A 19,366-nucleotide genomic window follows, 5' to 3' on the forward strand; every position below is an offset into this window, starting at 1 on the left:
TCACAGTTAGCTTTACAGAAACGATTTACAAAGATCAAGAAGCGAAAGAGATATGAGTGGTTAAAAGACATCAATGCACAAGTTCCCAAACAGGCTTCAAAAGATTTTGATACGGCGAGAAAACATTCGTTCAAAAAGTACAAAAATGGTTATCACACTTCTTATAAATCCAAAAAAGATTTAATTCAAGGATTTTATGCCAATTATGAAAGACTGGTTATAGGAAAGAAAGTAGTTCATATTCAGTCTATTGGAGAAGTGAAAACAAGCCAACAACTACCAAGAAATAAAAAAACATCAAATCCAAGAGTTACCTTTGACGGTCGTCACTGGTGGATGAGTGTAGGGTTCCAAGAAGACTTTGAATCACAAGAACTAACCGATGAGTCGATTGGTGTGGATGTTGGTTTAAAAGAGCTTTTTGTAGCTTCTAATGGTATGAAAGAACGAAATATAAACAAAGATGCTAAGGTTAAAAAACTTTTGAAAAGGAAAAAGTCAGCGCAAAGAGATATGTCTAGGAGATTTAAAAAAGGTGTAAAAATTCAATCTGCCGGATATGAAAAAGCGAAAACTGAGCACCTGCGGTTATCTAGGAAAATTACGAATATCCGAAATAACCATATCCATCAAGCAACAGCTACATTGGTGAAAACCAAACCAATGAGAATTGTTGTGGAAGACTTATCTATCTCAAACCTGTTAAAAAACAAAAAACTATCGAAAGCATTTTCATTTCAAAAATTAAACTTCTTCTTTCAATGTTTGTCATACAAGTGCGAGAAGTACGGCATTGCGTATGTAAAAGCTGATAAATGGTTCGCTTCAAGCAAGATTTGCTCATGTTGCGGAGTAAAATACGACCATTCAGTTCAACCAGAAGGACAGTGGAGTTTAAAGATTCGTGAATGGTGTTGTGCTTCATGCAATAGCCATCACGATAGGGATGTAAATGCGTCGATAAATTTATCAAGATGGGTAAAATAAATGCTTGATAATAGGAGGTAACGATACTGCCTCGTGTGGAGTGTTATACCCCTCGTCCCTTTGGGGCTGCGAGAACACGATGAAGCACTAACTCGTGTAAATTTGATTGAATTGTATAGATTTAGTTAAGTTTATCGTATCGGGACATTTAGAATGGAATTTCATGAACAGAAGATTTTGCCGGCAGTGAGGCAAATTAAAGATTTGGAAAAGCTATTACATAGTTCGTATGAATATATTGTTATTTTAGATATTCATGTCGGCCAATTGAAGAGTGTTATATCGCTTGCGAAGCAATATTGTAAAAAGGTGTTTTTACATGTGGATTTAATTCATGGTTTGCAGAGTGATGGGCATGCGACGGAATATTTATGTCAGGAGTTTAGACCGTACGGGTTACTTTCAACAAAGGCGAGCGTTATTATGAAGGCGAAGCAAAAAGGTGTTGTGGCAATACAACGCATCTTTTTAATCGATTCGAGTGCGATGGAGAAGAGCTGCAATCTTTTAGATAAGACGAAACCGGATTATATTGAGGTACTTCCTGGAGCATTAACGGACGTTATCGCTGAAGTGAAAGAGCGTACTGGTGTACCGATTTTAGCGGGTGGTTTTATTCGTACTGTAGAAGATGTGGAAAGAGCTTTAAACGCTGGTGCGACAGCAATTACGACATCAAAACGCGAACTATGGAAACATTACCAAAAAAAGTGACGAAAATGTGAATTTTTTCGTTGACACCGCTTTCATTTACGGTTAACATTATAGACAAGTTAATAAACGTGACGGAGAAAAGTAGAGATCCACATTTCATTGTTTCTATATAAATTTATATAGAAGCGTGCAAGCTGTGGGTCTTTTTCTTTTGACAAAAACGAATGGCCATTCATTTTACCTCTATCACATTTGGAAGCGTTTAAATTGATTGTGGAGGGATACTATGTCAGCATTTTTAGGAGAGTTAATAGGGACTGCGTTGTTAATCGTACTTGGTGGCGGCGTTTGTGCTGGTGTAAGTTTAAAGAAATCGTTTGCGAAAGATTCAGGTTGGATTGTTATTACAATGGGCTGGGGCTTAGCAGTAGCGGTTGCAGCGTATGCGGTTGGATCAATTAGTGGGGCACATTTGAATCCAGCTTTAACGATAGGACTAGCATTTAAGGGAGCGTTCCCATGGAGTGATGTACCAGGTTATATCGCAGCACAAATGATTGGGGCAATTATCGGGGCAGTTATCGTATATTTACATTACTTACCACACTGGAAAGAAACAGAAGATCCAGGAACAAAATTAGGTGTATTTGCAACAGGTCCAGCAATTCCGAACACATTTGCAAACCTTTTAAGTGAAATGATTGGAACATTCGTTTTAGTATTTGGTATATTAGCAATTGGTGCAAATAAGTTTGCAGATGGATTAAATCCATTTATCGTAGGTTTCTTAATTGTAAGTATTGGTTTATCATTAGGTGGGACAACAGGATACGCAATTAACCCAGCACGTGATTTAGGTCCGCGTATCGCACACTTCTTCCTTCCGATTGCAGGAAAAGGCGGTTCAAACTGGAAGTATGCATGGATTCCAGTAGTTGGTCCAATTTTAGGTGGATCACTTGCAGGTTTATTCCATCAAGTTGTATTTGAAGGAAAACAAAATTCAGCACTTATTTATGTGATTATCGCAACTGTGATTGTACTAGCAATCTCTTATATGACAAGTAAAAAAAGTGGAAGCAATACAAATAGTAGAAAAGTAGCATAAGGGGGAAACCGATATGAAAAAATATATTCTTTCATTAGACCAAGGAACAACAAGCTCACGCGCAATTCTTTTCAATAAAAAAGGTGAAATTGTTCATTCAGCTCAAAAAGAGTTTACACAACATTTTCCAAAGCCGGGCTGGGTAGAGCATAATGCACAAGAAATTTGGGGATCTATTTTAGCAGTTATCGCAACTTGCTTAAGCGAAGCAGATGTAAAACCAGAACAAATCGCTGGTATCGGTATTACGAACCAACGTGAAACAACGGTTGTCTGGGATAAAACAACTAGTAAACCAATTTACAACGCAATCGTATGGCAATCTCGCCAAACAGCTGAAATTTGTGATGAGTTAAAAGAAAAAGGTTATAGCGAAATTGTTCGCGAAAAAACAGGTCTTTTAATTGATGCATACTTCTCTGGTACGAAAGTAAAATGGATTTTAGATAATGTTGAAGGTGCAAGAGAGAAAGCAGAAAACGGCGATCTATTATTCGGAACAATTGATTCGTGGCTTGTATGGAAACTATCTGGTGGTAAAGCACACGTAACAGATTACTCAAATGCATCACGTACGTTAATGTTTAACATTCACGACTTACAGTGGGATGATGAGCTTCTAGAAATGTTAACAGTACCAAAGAGCATGCTTCCAGAAGTACGTCCATCATCTGAAATTTACGGAGAAACAATTGATTACCACTTCTTCGGTCAAAATGTACCGATTGCAGGTGTAGCTGGTGACCAACAAGCAGCTTTATTTGGACAAGCTTGTTTCGGTGAAGGTATGGCGAAAAATACTTACGGAACTGGTTGCTTCATGTTAATGAACACAGGTGAAAAAGCAGTAGCTTCTGAGCACGGTCTATTAACAACAATTGCATGGGGAATAGATGGTAAAGTAAACTACGCATTAGAAGGAAGTATTTTCGTAGCGGGTTCTGCAATTCAATGGTTACGCGACGGAATGCGCATGTTTAAAGATGCGAGTGAGAGTGAAGTGTACGCGAATCGCGTTGAATCAACTGACGGTGTATACGTTGTACCAGCATTCGTTGGACTAGGAACACCTTATTGGGATAGTGAAGTACGCGGCGCTATGTTTGGTGTAACACGCGGTACGACGAAAGAGCACTTCATTCGTGCAACGCTAGAATCTTTAGCTTACCAAACGAAAGATGTATTATGCGCAATGGAAGCAGATTCAGGTATTGAACTGAAAACATTACGCGTTGATGGCGGAGCGGTTAAAAATAACTTCTTAATGAAGTTCCAAAGTGATATTTTAGATGTTCCTGTAGAGCGTCCAGTAATCAATGAAACAACGGCTCTAGGTGCAGCATACTTAGCTGGTCTTGCGGTTGGATATTGGAAAAACCAAGATGAAATTAAAGAACAGTGGCATATGGACAAACGCTTTGAACCAACGATGGAAGCGAAAACAAGCGAAGAGCTATATGCTGGATGGAAAAAAGCAATTGAAGCAACAAAAGCTTTCAAATAATCATAAACAGTGTTATAATGGTGACAAGTTAATAATTCGGTAGGAGATTTGGAGAGACCACAACACGCTATAGAGGCGAAATCTATAGCGGAGTTTGTGGTCTCTTTTTTCGTTATCAAAGGGAGGAATTACCATGAAATTTTCAAGTAAACAACGTAAAGACGTATTAAACGGAGTAAATAAACAAGAATTAGATGTGATCGTAATTGGTGGAGGTATTACTGGTTCTGGTATTGCATTAGATGGAGCAACACGCGGGTTATCAACAATTGTGTTTGAAATGCAGGACTTTGCAGCAGGTACATCAAGTCGTTCAACGAAACTTGTACACGGTGGTCTACGTTATTTAAAACAACTTGAAGTGAAAATGGTAGCGGAAGTAGGTAAAGAGCGTGCGATCGTATATGAGAACGGTCCCCATGTAACAACACCAGAGTGGATGTTACTTCCATTCCATACAGGCGGTACGTTTGGATCATTTAGTACATCAATTGGTCTTCGTGTATACGACTTCTTAGCAGGTGTAAAACGAAGCGAGCGCAGAAAAATGTTTAACCGTGAAGAGACGCTGAAGAAAGAGCCTCTTGTAAAACAAGAAGGATTAAAAGGCGGCGGTTACTACGTAGAATATCGTACAGACGATGCGCGTCTTACAATTGAAGTAATGAAAGAAGCAATTGAACGCGGTGCAAAAGCTGTTAACTACGCAAAAGTAGATGGTTTCTTATATAAAGATGGAAAAGTATGTGGTGTACGTGTAATCGATTTACTAGACGGTGAAGTATACGAAGTTTACGGTAAGAAAATTGTAAACGCAGCAGGTCCTTGGGTAGATACACTTCGTGAAAAAGATAACTCGAAAAAAGGAAAAGTACTTCAGTTATCAAAAGGTGTTCACTTAGTAATTGATCAAAAACGTTTCCCATTAGGCCAAGCGATTTACTTCGATACACCAGATAAACGTATGGTATTCGCGATTCCTCGCGGCGGAAAAACTTATGTAGGTACAACAGATACGTTCTACGATAAAGACGCAGCTGTACCACAAATGACAACAGAAGATCGCACATACATCATTAATGCGATTAACTACATGTTCCCAAGCGTAAAAATTACGGAAAAAGACATCGAGTCAAGCTGGGCTGGTGTACGTCCGTTAATTTACGAAGAAGGTAAGAGTGCATCTGAAATTTCTCGTAAAGACGAAATTTGGACTTCTGAATCTGGTTTAATTACAATCGCAGGTGGTAAATTAACAGGATACCGCAAAATGGCTGAAATGGTAGTAGACTACGTAACAAACTTACTACAAAAAGAAGGTCATAGTGCATATCCGAAGAGCACAACGAAACATATGCCGATCTCTGGTGGACATGTAGATGGCTCTAAAGGATTACCAGCATTTATCGCGAAAAAAGCAGGCGAAGGTACAAAATACGGTTTAACGACAGCACAAGCAGAAGAATTCGCGAAATTCTATGGCTCTAACGTTGACATACTATTCGACTTAGCGAAAAAACATAAAGACGAAGCGAAAGAATACAACATGCCGCTAGATGTTCTAATCCCACTTGTATACGCAATGGATTACGAAATGACAGCAAAACCAGTTGACTTCTTCGTACGCCGCAGAGGTGCTGTATTCTTCAACATCCACTGGGTATACGAGTGGAAAGAAGCAGTAATCAACTACATGGCTGCGAAACTAGGCTGGAGCAAAGAAGAGCAAATGAAATACACAGCAGAACTAGAAAAAGCATTAACAGACGCTGTCGTTCCTGTAGATCAACAAGAGCAAGCAGCTGCATTAGCATAAAATAGAGAACCACCTGAAGGGGAGCCTTTAGGTGGTTCTTTTTTATGGAATATTCTTCTAACTATATTGCATAACGACATATGTTGTTATACGATGTATATAAGGTGGTGGTATTGTTGGACAAAGAAATCTTGAAGGGAAGTATAGATATTTTATTACTTTCTATCATTGCAAAACGTGATACATATGGATATGAAATAGCTCAAAGTTTAAAGGATGCAAGTGAAGATTTGTATAGTATGGGGCAGGGAACTTTGTATCCTGCTTTAAAGAGATTAGAGAAAAAGGAGTTTCTTGAATCTTATTGGAATGAATCTGAGAATGGGATGAAAAGGAAATTCTATACTATTACAGATAAAGGGAAAAAAGAATTGCAGAAGAAAGTGAATTCTTGGGAGAGTGTAACAGCATTAATTCAAGCTTGTCAGAAAGGAGTTATTTATGAGTGAATTTGATGAGTATATTAAGTCTATTTTAGCCTATTCAGAACTTAGTGATATTGAACAGGATGAGTTATTTCTAGAAATGTATGATCACTTGAACAGCTTGAAAGAAGAATATATGGAACAAGGTATGAATGAAAAAGAAGCGATTTATAAAGCAATTCAAAGTTTTGGAGAATCAAAAGTTATTGGCGTAGAGATTAATAAATCGGTATACGAAGTTCCTAGACCATTAAAGGTATTATCAAAAATTTTATGTATTCCTTATATAATCATTTGTTTTATTGTCTTTTTAGGAACGTTTATTTCAACTTCTACATTTGACTCTGTTCGCAGTTTGACAGGTGGGACTGTCTATCATCCCATTGAATTTTGGCAGCAATTTTTACATATATCTGATTTAGAAACGTTATTACAACTTTTTGGAATAACACTTTGGCAAGTTAAAGATTTTATTGCACATCCAGGTCCTTGGGGAAACTCAACTTATTGGTTAAGTGTTTTACAACATATAATATTAGTAGTTCCATTCGGATTTTTCGTTCCAGTGCTGATTAATAAAGTGACTAACTATAAGAAAGCTCGTAAGTGGTATGTTATGACCTTTCTTGTTTGGGAGATATTACATTTACTAACTTTGTCTGATGTTTTTGATGTGTGGCGGATTGCTATAAATATGCTCGGTGCGTCGGTAGGATATCTTTTATTTATAAGCATGATACAAATAGATAATAAATTTAGGATAATGCGCAAGAAGATATTTGAAAATTAGCTTGCTATTCTGTAGTTTAAATTATACAAATTTAGTTTGATGGTAATAGAGTATTGCTGAAAACATAAGTGCTATATAGTGAGAGGATTTTTTATATTCGTAATAGGTGTTGTTCCTTGTTTACTCATACTGTTATGAAGCGGGTACATAATCCGTCTTTATTGGTGCTATAAATGATGAGAGCGGCACAGCTGAACTTGAAAAAGTCTAGCTGCGTTAGCGCAAAATAGAGAACTACCTGAAGGGGAGCCCTTTAGGTAGTTTTTCTCTTGACTAAAAATAAATAAAATGTGTTACAATGATGATAGAGTATGTAGTGTGAATTTTGCATAAAATAAAAAAAGACAGAAGCCTGAGAAACTTCTGCCTTGTGTAACCTAACTTGCTATTGTGGTGGTAGTAGGTGCGGTTATAAGACAATTACATTAATGTTTTAGCCGAGAACCGCCCTTACCTTTTCCACGAAGCAGGGTGGTTCTCGCTTTTTTGTATACAGAAATTAGCCACGGACCGACGTATCTTCTACCGATGACAACGCCAGCTCCGGTTAGGATACCATACACTAATTTAATTACAAACATCGCGATTATATTATCACCTCCCCCTTTTTTCAAAATGGAAGAGATGATTGCCACACCTACTAGTTATAGCTTATTAAGTTACGTATTCATTGTATTATGTTTTAAAATAGGGAACAAGATATATGGATGAAAATTCCTGTTTTTAAGCAGAGCATTAGTGTCAGGGGACAAGAAGTAAATAAATATTCATAAAAAACGGTATGGACATTACCATCCGTATTTTTTTATACATTTATAAAACTTTTCCATACAGTGCGTCGTCTAATATATGGGAAGGAGGAAATGATGTGGATGAATTAACGATAGAAGCGTTTGAAATAGAAGATAAGGAGGAACTTATCGACGAAATAATGAACAAGTATGGGCAAGAAGTCCTGCAGCTTGTGTATTCATATGTGAATAATAAAGAGATTGCGGAGGATATAACGCAAGATATATTTGTGAAATGTTATAAATCTCTTCATACATATAAAGGGAAATCGAATGTGAAAACGTGGTTATGGAGAATTGCGATTAATCAATGTAAGGACTATATAAAAAGTTGGTATAACAAAAAGGTAATCGTTACAGAGGATGAATTTGCGTATATTGGGATTCAAAATGATAGTGTCGAACAAACTGTCATTCAAAATGCGGAGGATAGTAGGTTGGCTTCTGCGGTAATGAGTTTACCGATAAAATATCGAGAAGTCATTTATCTATTTTATTATGAAGAATTATCAATTAAAGAGATTGCTATGGTAATAGACGTAAAGGAAAATACGATAAAAACGAGACTGAAAAAAGCGAAGGAACTTTTGAAGAAAGGATTGGAGGGATAATCAAATGGAAGATCGATTAAAAGGTTTGCGAAAATCAATGGAGAACACAACGTTTAAACATTTGAGTTTTTCTGATCAGCACCAGAAGCAGGTGCGCGAAAAAATTAAGCAATCGTCCGAAAAGGAAGAAGATATCCTTTTAGCAGTGTTACAACTTCTTATGAATGAAAAAACGGGTTATGAATTGATGCAGTTGCTAAGAGGGAGAGGGATTCAAAAATTCGAAGGTGGTGAAGGGTCTCTATACACTTTATTACATCGTCTAGAACAAAATCGCTTTATCCAATCTAGCTGGGATCACGCGGGAGCTAAATATTATCAATTAAATGATAAAGGAAATAAAATGCTGCGAAAGGCAGAGAAGAATGCTACGAAGGCACGATTTATATTAAAAGGATTAATACAGGAGTGAGAAAAAATTGAGCAAAAAAGGGGAGCGTTTTTTAAAAGAAGTTACGAACCATATTAAATCAAAAGAAGCAAAGGACTTGGTGGCAACAGAACTAGACTTTCACTTGAAACAGACGAAGAATATGTGGATAGAGAAAGGCTTAAGTGAGGAAGTTGCTGAAGATAAGGCTGTTGAACAAATGGGAAGCCCAATTAAGCTTGGCCAGGAACTTAATAAACTACATAAGCCAAAGGTTGATTGGTTCTTAATTGGTTTATTAGTGGCTGCGATGGGGCTAGGGTTTTTGCCAGTTATAGCTTTTGGATATACGAATGATGTAATAATGAATAAGGTGATATTTGTTATTCTCGGTGTTGTAACAGCTTTTGGGATGATGCTGATTGATTATCGGAAATTAGAGAGAATGGGAGGGTTGTTTTACACAATCGGGGTACTCATTCTGTTAATGCTATACTGTTTTCCGAACGCTTCGTTGACTGGAGAACCGTTAATAAAAATCGGTCCTATTGAAATTGATTGTTTAATAGCAGTACCGTTCTTTTTTCTAGCGTGGGCGTCTTTTTTCAATAATAGTAGGTTAAAGGTTATGCATCTTGTGGTTTTATATTTATTTTCTTTGTATTTATTTTTGATTGTATCAACCCTTTCGTCAATTTTTGTTTATATGACAATGGTATTCGTTATGCTTTGGTGGAGTAAATTAGGAAAGAAAACGGCGTTGATTATTACGATTGTACCCATTTGTTTATTTATTATCAGGGCATCGGTATCCTGGTCTTCAGGATATCACTTAGATAGAATTTTAGGGTATTTAAATCCGGAGAGTGATGCAGGTGGTGCAGGGTTTATGTATATACGATTAAAAGAGGTAATGTCATCAGCAGGTTGGTTTGGTACATATGGAGATATGAAATTCATCCCTGCTCCGGATACTGATTTTGTATTTGCAAGTTTGACTTACTATTATGGGTATTGGCTTGCATTAATTCTTGTCTTCGTTCTTTCTCTTTTTGTAGCAAGATTAATAGTCATCTCTTATAAAATAAATGATCGGTACGGTAAATTGCTACTCGTTGGTGGATTGACTCTTTTTGTATTCCAGTTCATTTATAATGTTGGAATGATACTAGGATTATTGCCGCTTGCTGCTATATCCTTACCTTTTATTAGTTACGGATTAACGCCGACTGTATTTCATGCGCTTATAATGGGGATCGTGCTGAGTGTGTATAGGCGTAAGGATATTTCAATTAGAATGAGAAAAACACCTTGAATCATCAAGGTGTTTTCATTATAAGCTCAAAACTCTCCGAATCAGCCCCAAGCACAAAAGGACTAACCTCGCCAACGCTATAAAGTTGCAATTCATGCATTGCGCGTGTGCAAGCAGTGTAGAACAATCTACGAACGCTCTCATCGCTGTACACATCTTTAGAAGCATTGTAAATAATAACGGCATCAAATTCAATACCTTTCGCTAAGTAAGCAGGGATTATGACAATGCCTTGCTCATACTCGGCTGAGTTACTTTTCACAAGTTTAATATTATCGATATGATTAAGTGCTTCGTATGCAGCTGCGCTTTCAGCTGCAGATTTACATATAATTGCGATCGTATTGTGCTGCTCTTTTTGTAGTTCAGCAACTTTGGCAGTAATACGTTCGTGCAGTTCGTTGACATTCGATACTTTCGTCACTGTAGGTTTCTCGCCGTCACGTTCAAAGGCGTGAATGTTCTTGCCTTCCGGTACGAGAGCACGTGTAAATTCAATAATCGGTTTTGTTGAGCGGTAGCTACGAGTTAAGTTGATGCCGTTCGTTTCGTCTGGTCCGTATAAGCTAGTAAGTGTGTTGAAATTCACTGCTTCACTCGCATGAGCAAATATCGCTTGGTTAAAGTCTCCGAGTACAGTCATTCTTGCAGCAGGGAAGAGACGTTTTAAAAACTCGAACTGAAACGGCGAATAATCTTGCGCTTCGTCTACGAGTACGTGTTTAATCGATCTGTTCGTTTGGAAGCCTTCAATTAATTCTTTTAAAAGTAAAAATGGAGTCGCATCCTCGTAATATAGTTTTCCTTCATCAAGCATGTTTACTGTTAAGGAGCAAATGTCATCCCACTCTTTCGGTTTTTTCTCAGTAACCCATGATGCATCTGTGAAAAGTTGTTTATATATGCCTGTGAAATTGATAAAGCGTAATGTTTGAACGCCTTTACGCAGTGGCTTCAATTTTTTACGGACAATCATACGTCCAAGTACTCTCGTTTCTTTTTCAAAATCATTAAAGGAGTTGTCGTCAAACTCGCCTTTTTTCTGTAAATATTTATAAGCTTTTTGGTATTCATCTTTACTAAGTAATTCAATTTCTTCTTCTACCCAAGGCTTTTTCAGTTCTGCTTTTTCAAGTGCATCTATTTGCTTGTTTAGCCAATCCGTTAACTTCTCAATTCGACTATGGAAGCGGAGGGAGGAGTCGGTATTGTAAAATTGTTCTGTAATTTCTTTCGCAGAAACAATCAGTTTTCCTCTAAATTTCATTCCTCTAAATAGCATGCCTGAAGATTCAAGAGATTGTCTGTACGCTCTAATCATCTCGAAAAATTGAGTAGATGCCTTAAATCGAATGCTCGCATTTCTCGTTTTATAGGTAGGATTATTCGTTTCAGTTAACATATATTCTAATTGTTCATAAGGATCTTCAACGTCAAATGACTTACTTAGTCTATGGTTTAAATATTCTTGGAAAGTCACTTGCTGCATATTTTCTTCGCCGAGTTCAGGTAGTACGTTAGAAACGTAGCTGTTGAACATAGAGTTAGGGGAGAAGAGAATAATTTGATCTGCTTTTAACCATTCGCGATATTTATATAGTAAGTAGGCGATTCGTTGCAATGCAGCTGATGTTTTACCACTACCAGCGGCTCCTTGCACGATAAGGAGTCGGCCTTCATCGTGACGGATAATTTCATTTTGCTCGCGCTGAATCGTAGCAACGATGCTTTGCATATGTTTGTTCGTGCCTTTTCCAAGCGCTTGTTGCAAGATTTCATCACCAATTGTAAGGCTCGTATCGAACATAGAATCAATCTCGCCATTTTGAATAATGTATTGTAATTTTTTCTCCACATTACCGTGGATTACGCCGCCTGGTGTACTGTATTCAGCAGGTCCTGGTGGATAATCATAGTACACACTCGAAATAGGTGCGCGCCAGTCATATATAAGGAAGTTTTCTCCGCTTGCATCAGTAAGTGTAGCGACGCCGATATAAATTTGATCCGCGGCAGATTCTCCTTCTTCTTTGAAATCAATTCGTCCGAAATAAGGTGCTTTATGCATACGTCTTAATGCGGCAAGTCGATTAAAGGTGTGCTTATGGGTAATTTGTGTGACAGCTAGTGACTGAGCTTGTTGTCTTAAGTTGATAACTGTTTCAAGATAATCATCGAAAGTATCAGTATTCACTTTCACATCATCCCAAAAGTGTTTACGAATATTGATTACTTCTGCTCGGCGTCTGCCAGTTTCGTTTTCCAGTTTATCAATTTGCTCCGTAATTGTTTCAATTACGGTATCCAATCTTTTTTGCTCTAGATCAAGTTTTTTGTTCATACGGTAAGCACTCCTTTAAAAGTGAAAAATAGAGGTTGACTGAAGATGTGTTTTGGTGTAAAATTAAGATACGGATAAATACGTTCCTTTTGTTTTATAAAACGTGTTTCTGTTCTAATTTAACATAGTTTTTTCATTTAATCAATGATAATAAGATAAACCTTGGTTCTACGTGGCGTGGATCAAGGTTTTTTTGTGTTTGAAGAGGGAGTCACGCTTGTTGTCGTTTTTTGTCGGTAAGTCGATATATTTGAAAAATCGCCGATATAATTTCATTTACCGAATCTAGATTAACTACTGGGAGAAGAGGAGATAAAAAAAGCTCGGGCCGAAGCCCAAGCTTTTTTTACTTCATTATTTCTTTTCGTCTTTCTTAGCGTCAGCTTTTTTCTCTTCGAAAAGATCTTTTAAATCTTTATCGTCAACTTTTACGTCAGCTTTTTTGATTTCTTTCATCATAAGATCGTTCATAAATTGAGCATCTTGTGTTTTTTCTTGAACTAGTGATTTTTTAATATCAGCTTTTGCTTTATCGAAATTTGCATCTGCGTGATTATCAGTTACTTTGATGATATGGTAACCGAATTGTGTTTTTACAGGTTCGCTTACTTCACCTTTTTTCAACTTTTGAGCTGCTTCTTCAAATTCTTTTACCATTTTCCCTGGTCCGAAGAATCCTAAGTCGCCACCTTTTTCTTTTGAGCCTGTATCTTCAGAGTATTGTTTTGCTAATTCTTCGAAAGATTTACCTTGAGCAAGTTCATCTTTCACCTTTTTAGCAGTTTCTTCATCTTTTACAAGGATATGACTTGCTTTAATTTCTTTTTTATAATCCTCGAATTTTGCTTTTACATCTTTATCAGTAATCGATTGTTCAACCGCTTTTTCTTGAGCTAATTGAGCACGCACACTATTTTTAATAGTTTCTTCTTTAATACCTTGTTGTTTCATTAGTGTATCGAATTGATCACCGTATTGTTTTTTCATTTCATCGAACTTTTTGTCTACATCTTTGTCTTCAACTTTGTAGTTTTTAATAAGTACTTTTTCCATAACCATGTTGTTTAGTACTTGTTTACCAGCTTGTGTCTTCATTTGATCGTAGAATTCTTCTTTTGTAATGTCACCAGCTTTAGATGTAACAATTTTGTCTGATGATGATGTTCCACATGCTGATAATGCGATTACACTTGTTGCGGCTAAGGCAAGCATAGCTTTCTTCATTCGATAAACACTCCTACTATTATGTATTTTTAATTTATCCTACACCAATGAATTTTGATTCATAAGAGCCCGATTAAGTCTCACTGATACTTTTGCTTTTTTATATTGGTAAAGCGCGCTTAACAGGGCTTACCGTGGCTGAGGATAAAGTTTTGATGAATGTTTTGTTCTATAGTATAAGCAATATGTACAAAATTTAATATATCATATTTCGACGCGTTTTCATATTGATAAAGAAAAATTAACCAGTACGTGTCAGATTTTGAAAGTGTGCCATATTGGGCGTATGCCGCATATACAGAATAGAGGAGGGGATGGGGATGAATTCTCAACTTATTTTATTACTTGTACTGTTTATTTTATTGGTTATTGTAGGTATAATTTGCTTATAGAGGAAAAAAGTGAGGAAGGGGCTTTCCTTCCTCACTTTCCATGAAATATAATTTCTATATAACTAGAAATTAATAAAATTGTTATACATACATTAATAACCCGAAAGACACCGGGCTGGCGGCTCGCAGCTATTTGTTTTCGTTCACACAGTGTATGTGTCATGAAATTCGTGTAAAATATAACAAGAAGTGCGAATGCGACAAAAACAACTGTTATAAGTGTCATGAGGCGAGACCTCCTTTTGGCTAAAATACATATACATATATTGTATCACACGATATTTTGTTCGTGTTACAAAATTCAGAAATAGAAGACTTTGTGTTAGAAAGTGAGGGAGAAAATGGACGTTGTTAGAAGATTAGAACAAGCTGAATACTATGTAGACTTATTATTTAAAATGATTGATGAAGAGAAGTGTCCATTTTATTCTTTGATCATAAAGAAAAAAGCTCGTAAAAAAGATATTGAACGTATACTAAATCTTTGTGAAAAACTGAACGAGCAATATGTAGTGGAGAAAGCAGAAGGGCTTCTTTTGTTCGATGTGCTGTTAGATCAATTTGAAAAAGCGCTTCCACATCAGCTCGAAGTACACGAAACTGCGGAAGCGCTAGCAAAACAAGGTTTATTTAAGCCGCTTATGAATGAATTCTTAAGCATGATTGCGAAAAAATAAATAGATTATTTCTTAACTAACTTTTGATCGGATTCTGTAAAGTTCTCTTCAATATCTTCTAATGATTTCTCAAAAATATCGATAAAGTCTTGTCCGTAAATGTTACGCAGGATTGCAATCAGTTCGATATTTTCTGGGAACTTCCCATAAAAATTACGAAGTGCAAGAGCCCCATTAAACACTGAATTATTTTCAGGATCATACTCTTCCATTAAGCGAAGTAGTAATTCTTCCCCTTTGTCTGTAATTTCAATGTACGTATTTCGTTTATCATCTTCCTTTTTTGAGAATACAAGATAGCCGCGTTCTTCCAGCTTTTTCGAGAAGTTAAACGCTGTTGATACGTGCATAACTCCAAACTTAGCAATCTCAGAAATAGAAGCCCCTTTTAAATGATAAGCGATTGTTAAAATATGATGTTCATTAATATTTAAATCGTAAGGTTTAATCCACTGCTGCCAATCTTTCTCTACACATTTCCATAACGCTTTCGATAATTGAGCAATGCGTTGGCTGAAAATCATCGCTTCTTTTACCGAGTAATCTTTTTCTCCACTTTTCATTTACTCACCCACTTTAACATTCTTTTTTCATTACTATCTATTATGCCAGTAAAATAAAAATTAATAAAGTCTTTTTGTGAGAATTGTGAAAATTTTTCGGAAAAATGACATTCTATACAAATCATGCATAACTATGGAAGCGTTTTATGAGTCGTGAATACATACGTTGTCCTTACATGTTAAGTGATAACATATATTGTAAATGCATAAAAACACGGCATATCTATACGATATGCCGTGTCAAGGTCAATTTATATAAAAAATATTTGTTATATGCAAAAAACTAAGCAGGAATTTGTTTACGCTTTTTCTGGAACAGCTTCTTGTAGTTTCTCAATTGACTTTTGGATGTCCAAAATTTCTTTCTCAATATGGCGCTTGTTTTGAGAAATATCTTGCTTCCAGTTAGAAAGCGTGTCTTGCATGTCATCTTTTAATTCTTGAAACACTTCTTTACCTTCTGAAGCAGTTTCAACAATTTGACGCTTTAATAATTTCGTATCGGCTGTAATATCAGCTAAAGTCTTTTTAATATCATTTCCTTTTTCTTTTAACTTGCCGCGCATGTCTTTACCAGAAGAAGGAGTTGAGAAAAGAACAGCTAGTCCAGCAACTGCTCCGCCGCAAATAACACCTGTAATAAAGGATTTAGCTTTTGACATAAAAGGAGACCTCCTTATTTTTTGTTCGTATTCATGATGGGAAAAATATGCATATCTTTCTTATATGTGCTATGCACAAACAATCATCCCTGAGCATTTTAAGTAAAGAAACAAGCCATGCGGAATTTGATGACTTCAGGGAAGTGGCTTGTTATGTATTACGCCTTCTTATAGTGTCATTATTTCACACTATTTGCAATTGTACTTGCGATGTTTTGTAAATTTTCCATAGTGTATTCATTTTGATGTGATTTCCAAACAGCACCGAAACCATCTTTTTCACCGTAGCGTGGAATTAAATGAAGGTGGAAGTGGAACACAGTTTGTCCAGCTTTTTCACCGTTATTGTTAAGTAGGTTAAAGCCAACTGGATTAAACTCTGCTTTAATCGCATTTGCGATTTTTGGAACGACAGAAAAAATGTGTGATGCGATTTCTGGCGTTAACGCAAAAATGTCTTGTTTGTGAACTTTCGGAATAACAAGAGTATGTCCTTTTGTTACTTGACTAATATCTAAAAATGCAAGCACATGTTCATCTTCGTATACTTTTGAGCAAGGGATTTGCCCGTCAATGATTTTACAAAAAATACAATTGTCTGCTGTATGATTCATTGATCTCATCCTTTCAAATATCCTTAGCCGTATTTTACCATAATTACATAAGAGAACAAACACGAAAAACAGGAAGCTGACTCAGCTTCCTGTTTTCTGAAGAGGGATTGAAAAAGCATTATCGTAATTTACGTTTCGCAGACACCTCATTTATTTAAGAAATGCACGGTAAATCGGCTAAAGTTTCTGCCGTAGACACCCCATTTTCAAGTGAAATGAATTGCAATCTTTTTTAAAATGAAATTGTTTATTTTTTAAAACAGTATATGCTCTTTCAGAGACACCCCGTTTCGAAAATGAAACAAATGATCTGGTTATGTGTAAATTTCATTGTCCAACTTGGACACCCCATTTCATGATGACTTCACTATGTTGTTGTACTCATCAATAGGTGGTTGCTTTTTCAATGTGTTCCTTCTTCAATAATTATGATGTCCGCTTTCGGAAAAATATATGCTAATAAATTTAAAAATTTTTTTTGAGTACATGGATACTATGTAGTACAGCATAATTTTTGGTAAGATGAATATAGAATGAATACTAATGAAGAAAGTGGTGTCGTATGAACGAGTTATTGCGTGTAGAAAATGTTACAGGAGGATATACGAAACGACCTGTATTAAAAGACGTTTCGTTCTCTGTTAATAAAGGCGAACTTGTCGGCTTAATCGGTTTAAATGGAGCTGGTAAAAGTACGACGATTAAACATATTATCGGTTTAATGGAACCGAAAAAAGGAACTGTCACAATTAATGGGAAAACAATTCGTGATGATATGACAGCGTACCGTTCTAGCTTTTCATTCATTCCGGAAACGCCAGTATTATATGATGAATTAACGTTAGAAGAGCATTTGAAATTAACAGCTATGGCGTATGGCGTTGATGAAAAACAATATGAAGAACGTGTAGGACAACTACTACAAGAGTTTCGTATGAAAAATCGTTTAAAATGGTTTCCATCTCATTTCTCAAAAGGAATGAAACAAAAAGTAATGATTATGAGCGCATTTTTAGTGGAGCCATCTCTTTACATAGTAGATGAACCTTTCGTTGGATTAGATCCGTTAGCGATTCAATCCCTTCTTCAAATGATGGACCAAATGAAAAAGAGTGGTGCCGGTATTTTAATGAGCACACATATTTTAGCGACGGCAGAGCGTTATTGTGATTCGTTCATTATTTTGCATCAAGGTGAAGTAAGAGCGAAGGGAACGCTATCTGAACTGCAATCACAGTTTAATATGCCAGGTGCAACGTTAGATGATATTTACATCGCGCTAACAAAGGAAGAAGATTATGAATAGCACAGCGTTATGGAAAGAACGATTTCGTCACTTTCTAAAAGAAGTTCGTACATATAGTAAATACGTATTTAATGATCATTTGAAATTTATTTTCGTGTTCATCATTGGTGCGGGAGCGTACTATTACCAGCAATGGTTACAAACGTTAACATCTTCGTTTCCAACTGCGCTCGTAATGGCAGTATTAATTGGACTCGTGTTAACGGCTGGATCCATTCAAACGTTATTAAAAGAAGCGGATCTCGTTTACTTGCTGCCAGTTGAACAAAAATTAAAACCATACTTTACAAAGGCGTTTCTTTTTACGTTTATGATTCAGTTGTACATAATCGCAATTGTAGCGGCAGCGCTTGCTCCGTTATACTTTCAGCAAATGAAACAAACAGGAGCGGCTTACATATGGATTGTACTCGCGTTTGTCATCGTAAAAGCGTGGAACTTATTCGTAGCATGGGAAAAGTCATTTTTAACAGATCAAAATATACAAAGAGCGGATTGGTTCATTCGTTTTATCCTAAACGGTTTATTTGTATATTTCCTTGTAGAACGTACTTCAGTTCTTTTCATTGGTGGAATCGTCCTTCTCATGGTGTTATACCTTGCTATCATGCATCAAATGGTAAAGGGAAAGCCACTAAACTGGGAGTATTTAATTTCTGAAGAAGGTAAGAAGATGATGCTGCTGTACCGCATCGCGAACATGTTCGTTGATGTACCAGCATTAAAAGAAAGAGTAGCACGCAGAAAATGGCTCGATTTCATTCTTTCGATGATTGGTGAAAAGCGTACATATTTATACTTATATACGAGAACGTTTTTAAGATCAGGTAACTATTTTGGATTATATGTGCGTTTGCTCGCTCTTGGAGGAGTTATTTTGTACTTCATTCCGTTTTTATATGGACGATTTATCGTAAGCCTTATTTTCCTATACTTAATCGGTTATCAGCTCTTAACTTTATGGAAACATCACCGCATGAAGATTTGGCTTGATTTGTATCCGGTAGGGGGAGAAGAGAAGAAGAAAGATTTTCTTACTTTATTAAACGCGATTCTAATCATCGGGAGCGTAATCTTTACAGTTATATTTGCACTAGCAACGAAAGATTTCATGATGACAGGAATTTTACTTATCGTAAGCATATTATTTAGTATCGGTTTCGTTTACCAATACGGGGCGAAGCGCATTGAGCGTTTAAATTGAAGGGAATGAACC

At 36.4% G+C, this 19,366-nt stretch carries 20 protein-coding genes; 14 read left to right on the top strand and 6 right to left on the bottom strand.

Going from position 1 to position 19,366, the window contains the following annotated elements; genetic code table 11:
* The 11 genes from QO049_RS14530 to QO049_RS14580 all read left to right on the top strand — a co-directional run.
* Positions 1–987, top strand: a 987-nt coding sequence (locus QO049_RS14530; RefSeq protein WP_284489312.1) for an RNA-guided endonuclease InsQ/TnpB family protein, incomplete at its 5' end; no start/stop codon positions are given.
* Between the two features lie 153 nt (positions 988–1,140).
* Positions 1,141–1,701, top strand: coding sequence for a glycerol uptake operon antiterminator GlpP (glpP, locus tag QO049_RS14535; RefSeq protein ID WP_000394285.1), 561 nt, complete (start codon positions 1,141–1,143; stop codon positions 1,699–1,701).
* A 226-nt stretch (positions 1,702–1,927) separates the two neighbouring features.
* Positions 1,928–2,749 (top strand): glycerol uptake facilitator protein GlpF, encoded by an 822-nt coding sequence (gene glpF, locus QO049_RS14540; RefSeq protein WP_001272195.1) that lies wholly within the window; start codon positions 1,928–1,930, stop codon positions 2,747–2,749.
* 13 nt (positions 2,750–2,762) lie between these two features.
* Positions 2,763–4,253 carry a glycerol kinase GlpK gene (gene glpK / locus QO049_RS14545; protein ID WP_000760004.1) on the top strand — a complete coding sequence of 497 codons (1,491 nt, stop codon included), beginning with the start codon at positions 2,763–2,765 and terminating at the stop codon, positions 4,251–4,253.
* Between the two features lie 133 nt (positions 4,254–4,386).
* Positions 4,387–6,069 carry an aerobic glycerol-3-phosphate dehydrogenase gene (gene glpD, locus QO049_RS14550; RefSeq protein WP_098669761.1) on the top strand — a complete coding sequence of 561 codons (1,683 nt, stop codon included), beginning with the start codon at positions 4,387–4,389 and terminating at the stop codon, positions 6,067–6,069.
* Positions 6,070–6,185: 116 nt separating this feature from the next.
* Positions 6,186–6,518, top strand: a complete 333-nt coding sequence (locus QO049_RS14555; RefSeq protein ID WP_000356630.1) for a PadR family transcriptional regulator — start codon at positions 6,186–6,188, stop codon at positions 6,516–6,518.
* Positions 6,511–7,284, top strand: a complete 774-nt coding sequence (locus QO049_RS14560) for a VanZ family protein (protein WP_001288383.1) — start codon at positions 6,511–6,513, stop codon at positions 7,282–7,284. The genes QO049_RS14555 and QO049_RS14560 overlap by 8 nt, the downstream gene beginning before the upstream one ends.
* 486 nt (positions 7,285–7,770) lie before the next feature.
* Complete coding sequence (locus QO049_RS14565) at positions 7,771–7,995, top strand: hypothetical protein (RefSeq protein ID WP_162871148.1); 225 nt, start codon at positions 7,771–7,773, stop codon at positions 7,993–7,995.
* A 157-nt stretch (positions 7,996–8,152) separates the two neighbouring features.
* Positions 8,153–8,686 (top strand): sigma-70 family RNA polymerase sigma factor, encoded by a 534-nt coding sequence (locus QO049_RS14570; RefSeq protein ID WP_246962251.1) that lies wholly within the window; start codon positions 8,153–8,155, stop codon positions 8,684–8,686.
* Positions 8,687–8,690: 4 nt separating this feature from the next.
* Positions 8,691–9,098, top strand: coding sequence for a PadR family transcriptional regulator (locus QO049_RS14575; protein WP_246962253.1), 408 nt, complete (start codon positions 8,691–8,693; stop codon positions 9,096–9,098).
* Between the two features lie 7 nt (positions 9,099–9,105).
* Positions 9,106–10,371 carry an FtsW/RodA/SpoVE family cell cycle protein gene (locus QO049_RS14580; protein ID WP_061655434.1) on the top strand — a complete coding sequence of 422 codons (1,266 nt, stop codon included), beginning with the start codon at positions 9,106–9,108 and terminating at the stop codon, positions 10,369–10,371.
* 4 nt (positions 10,372–10,375) lie between these two features.
* Here the strand turns inward: QO049_RS14580 and helD are convergent, their stop codons facing one another.
* The 3 genes from helD to QO049_RS14595 all read right to left on the bottom strand — a co-directional run bounded on the left by helD (position 10,376) and on the right by QO049_RS14595 (position 14,554).
* The gene (gene helD, locus QO049_RS14585; protein WP_246962258.1) at positions 10,376–12,712 is read right to left on the bottom strand and encodes an RNA polymerase recycling motor HelD; all 2,337 of its coding nucleotides are present in this window, start codon (positions 12,710–12,712) and stop codon (positions 10,376–10,378) included.
* A gap of 354 nt (positions 12,713–13,066) precedes the next feature.
* Positions 13,067–13,936, bottom strand: coding sequence for a peptidylprolyl isomerase PrsA (gene prsA / locus QO049_RS14590; protein ID WP_000710063.1), 870 nt, complete (start codon positions 13,934–13,936; stop codon positions 13,067–13,069).
* Positions 13,937–14,359: 423 nt separating this feature from the next.
* Positions 14,360–14,554, bottom strand: coding sequence for a hypothetical protein (locus QO049_RS14595; RefSeq protein WP_000172690.1), 195 nt, complete (start codon positions 14,552–14,554; stop codon positions 14,360–14,362).
* A gap of 115 nt (positions 14,555–14,669) precedes the next feature.
* On the opposite strand from QO049_RS14595, the gene QO049_RS14600 reads away from it, so the two are divergent.
* Positions 14,670–15,005, top strand: a complete 336-nt coding sequence (locus QO049_RS14600; RefSeq protein ID WP_075718621.1) for a DUF1878 family protein — start codon at positions 14,670–14,672, stop codon at positions 15,003–15,005.
* Positions 15,006–15,010: 5 nt separating this feature from the next.
* Here QO049_RS14600 and QO049_RS14605 read toward each other — a convergent pair whose 3' ends face one another.
* The 3 genes from QO049_RS14605 to QO049_RS14615 all read right to left on the bottom strand — a co-directional run bounded on the left by QO049_RS14605 (position 15,011) and on the right by QO049_RS14615 (position 16,844).
* On the bottom strand, positions 15,011–15,568 hold the full coding sequence (locus tag QO049_RS14605) for an HTH-type transcriptional regulator Hpr (protein WP_000834924.1): 558 nt from the start codon (positions 15,566–15,568) through the stop codon (positions 15,011–15,013).
* A 299-nt stretch (positions 15,569–15,867) separates the two neighbouring features.
* Positions 15,868–16,230: a YtxH domain-containing protein gene (locus QO049_RS14610; protein ID WP_000030302.1), complete on the bottom strand. Its 363-nt coding sequence runs from the start codon at positions 16,228–16,230 to the stop codon at positions 15,868–15,870.
* Between the two features lie 179 nt (positions 16,231–16,409).
* Positions 16,410–16,844: an HIT family protein gene (locus QO049_RS14615; protein ID WP_001016835.1), complete on the bottom strand. Its 435-nt coding sequence runs from the start codon at positions 16,842–16,844 to the stop codon at positions 16,410–16,412.
* Between the two features lie 562 nt (positions 16,845–17,406).
* On the opposite strand from QO049_RS14615, the gene ecsA reads away from it, so the two are divergent.
* Both ecsA and ecsB read left to right on the top strand, forming a co-directional pair.
* Positions 17,407–18,150 (top strand): ABC transporter ATP-binding protein EcsA, encoded by a 744-nt coding sequence (ecsA, locus tag QO049_RS14620; RefSeq protein ID WP_065704661.1) that lies wholly within the window; start codon positions 17,407–17,409, stop codon positions 18,148–18,150.
* Positions 18,143–19,354 carry an ABC transporter permease EcsB gene (gene ecsB / locus QO049_RS14625; RefSeq protein WP_001089127.1) on the top strand — a complete coding sequence of 404 codons (1,212 nt, stop codon included), beginning with the start codon at positions 18,143–18,145 and terminating at the stop codon, positions 19,352–19,354. The genes ecsA and ecsB overlap by 8 nt, the downstream gene beginning before the upstream one ends.
* The last annotated feature ends 12 nt before the right edge of the window (positions 19,355–19,366 follow it).

This window comes from Bacillus sp. RB3 (assembly GCF_030164735.1).
Lineage (GTDB): Bacteria > Bacillota > Bacilli > Bacillales > Bacillaceae_G > Bacillus_A > Bacillus_A cereus.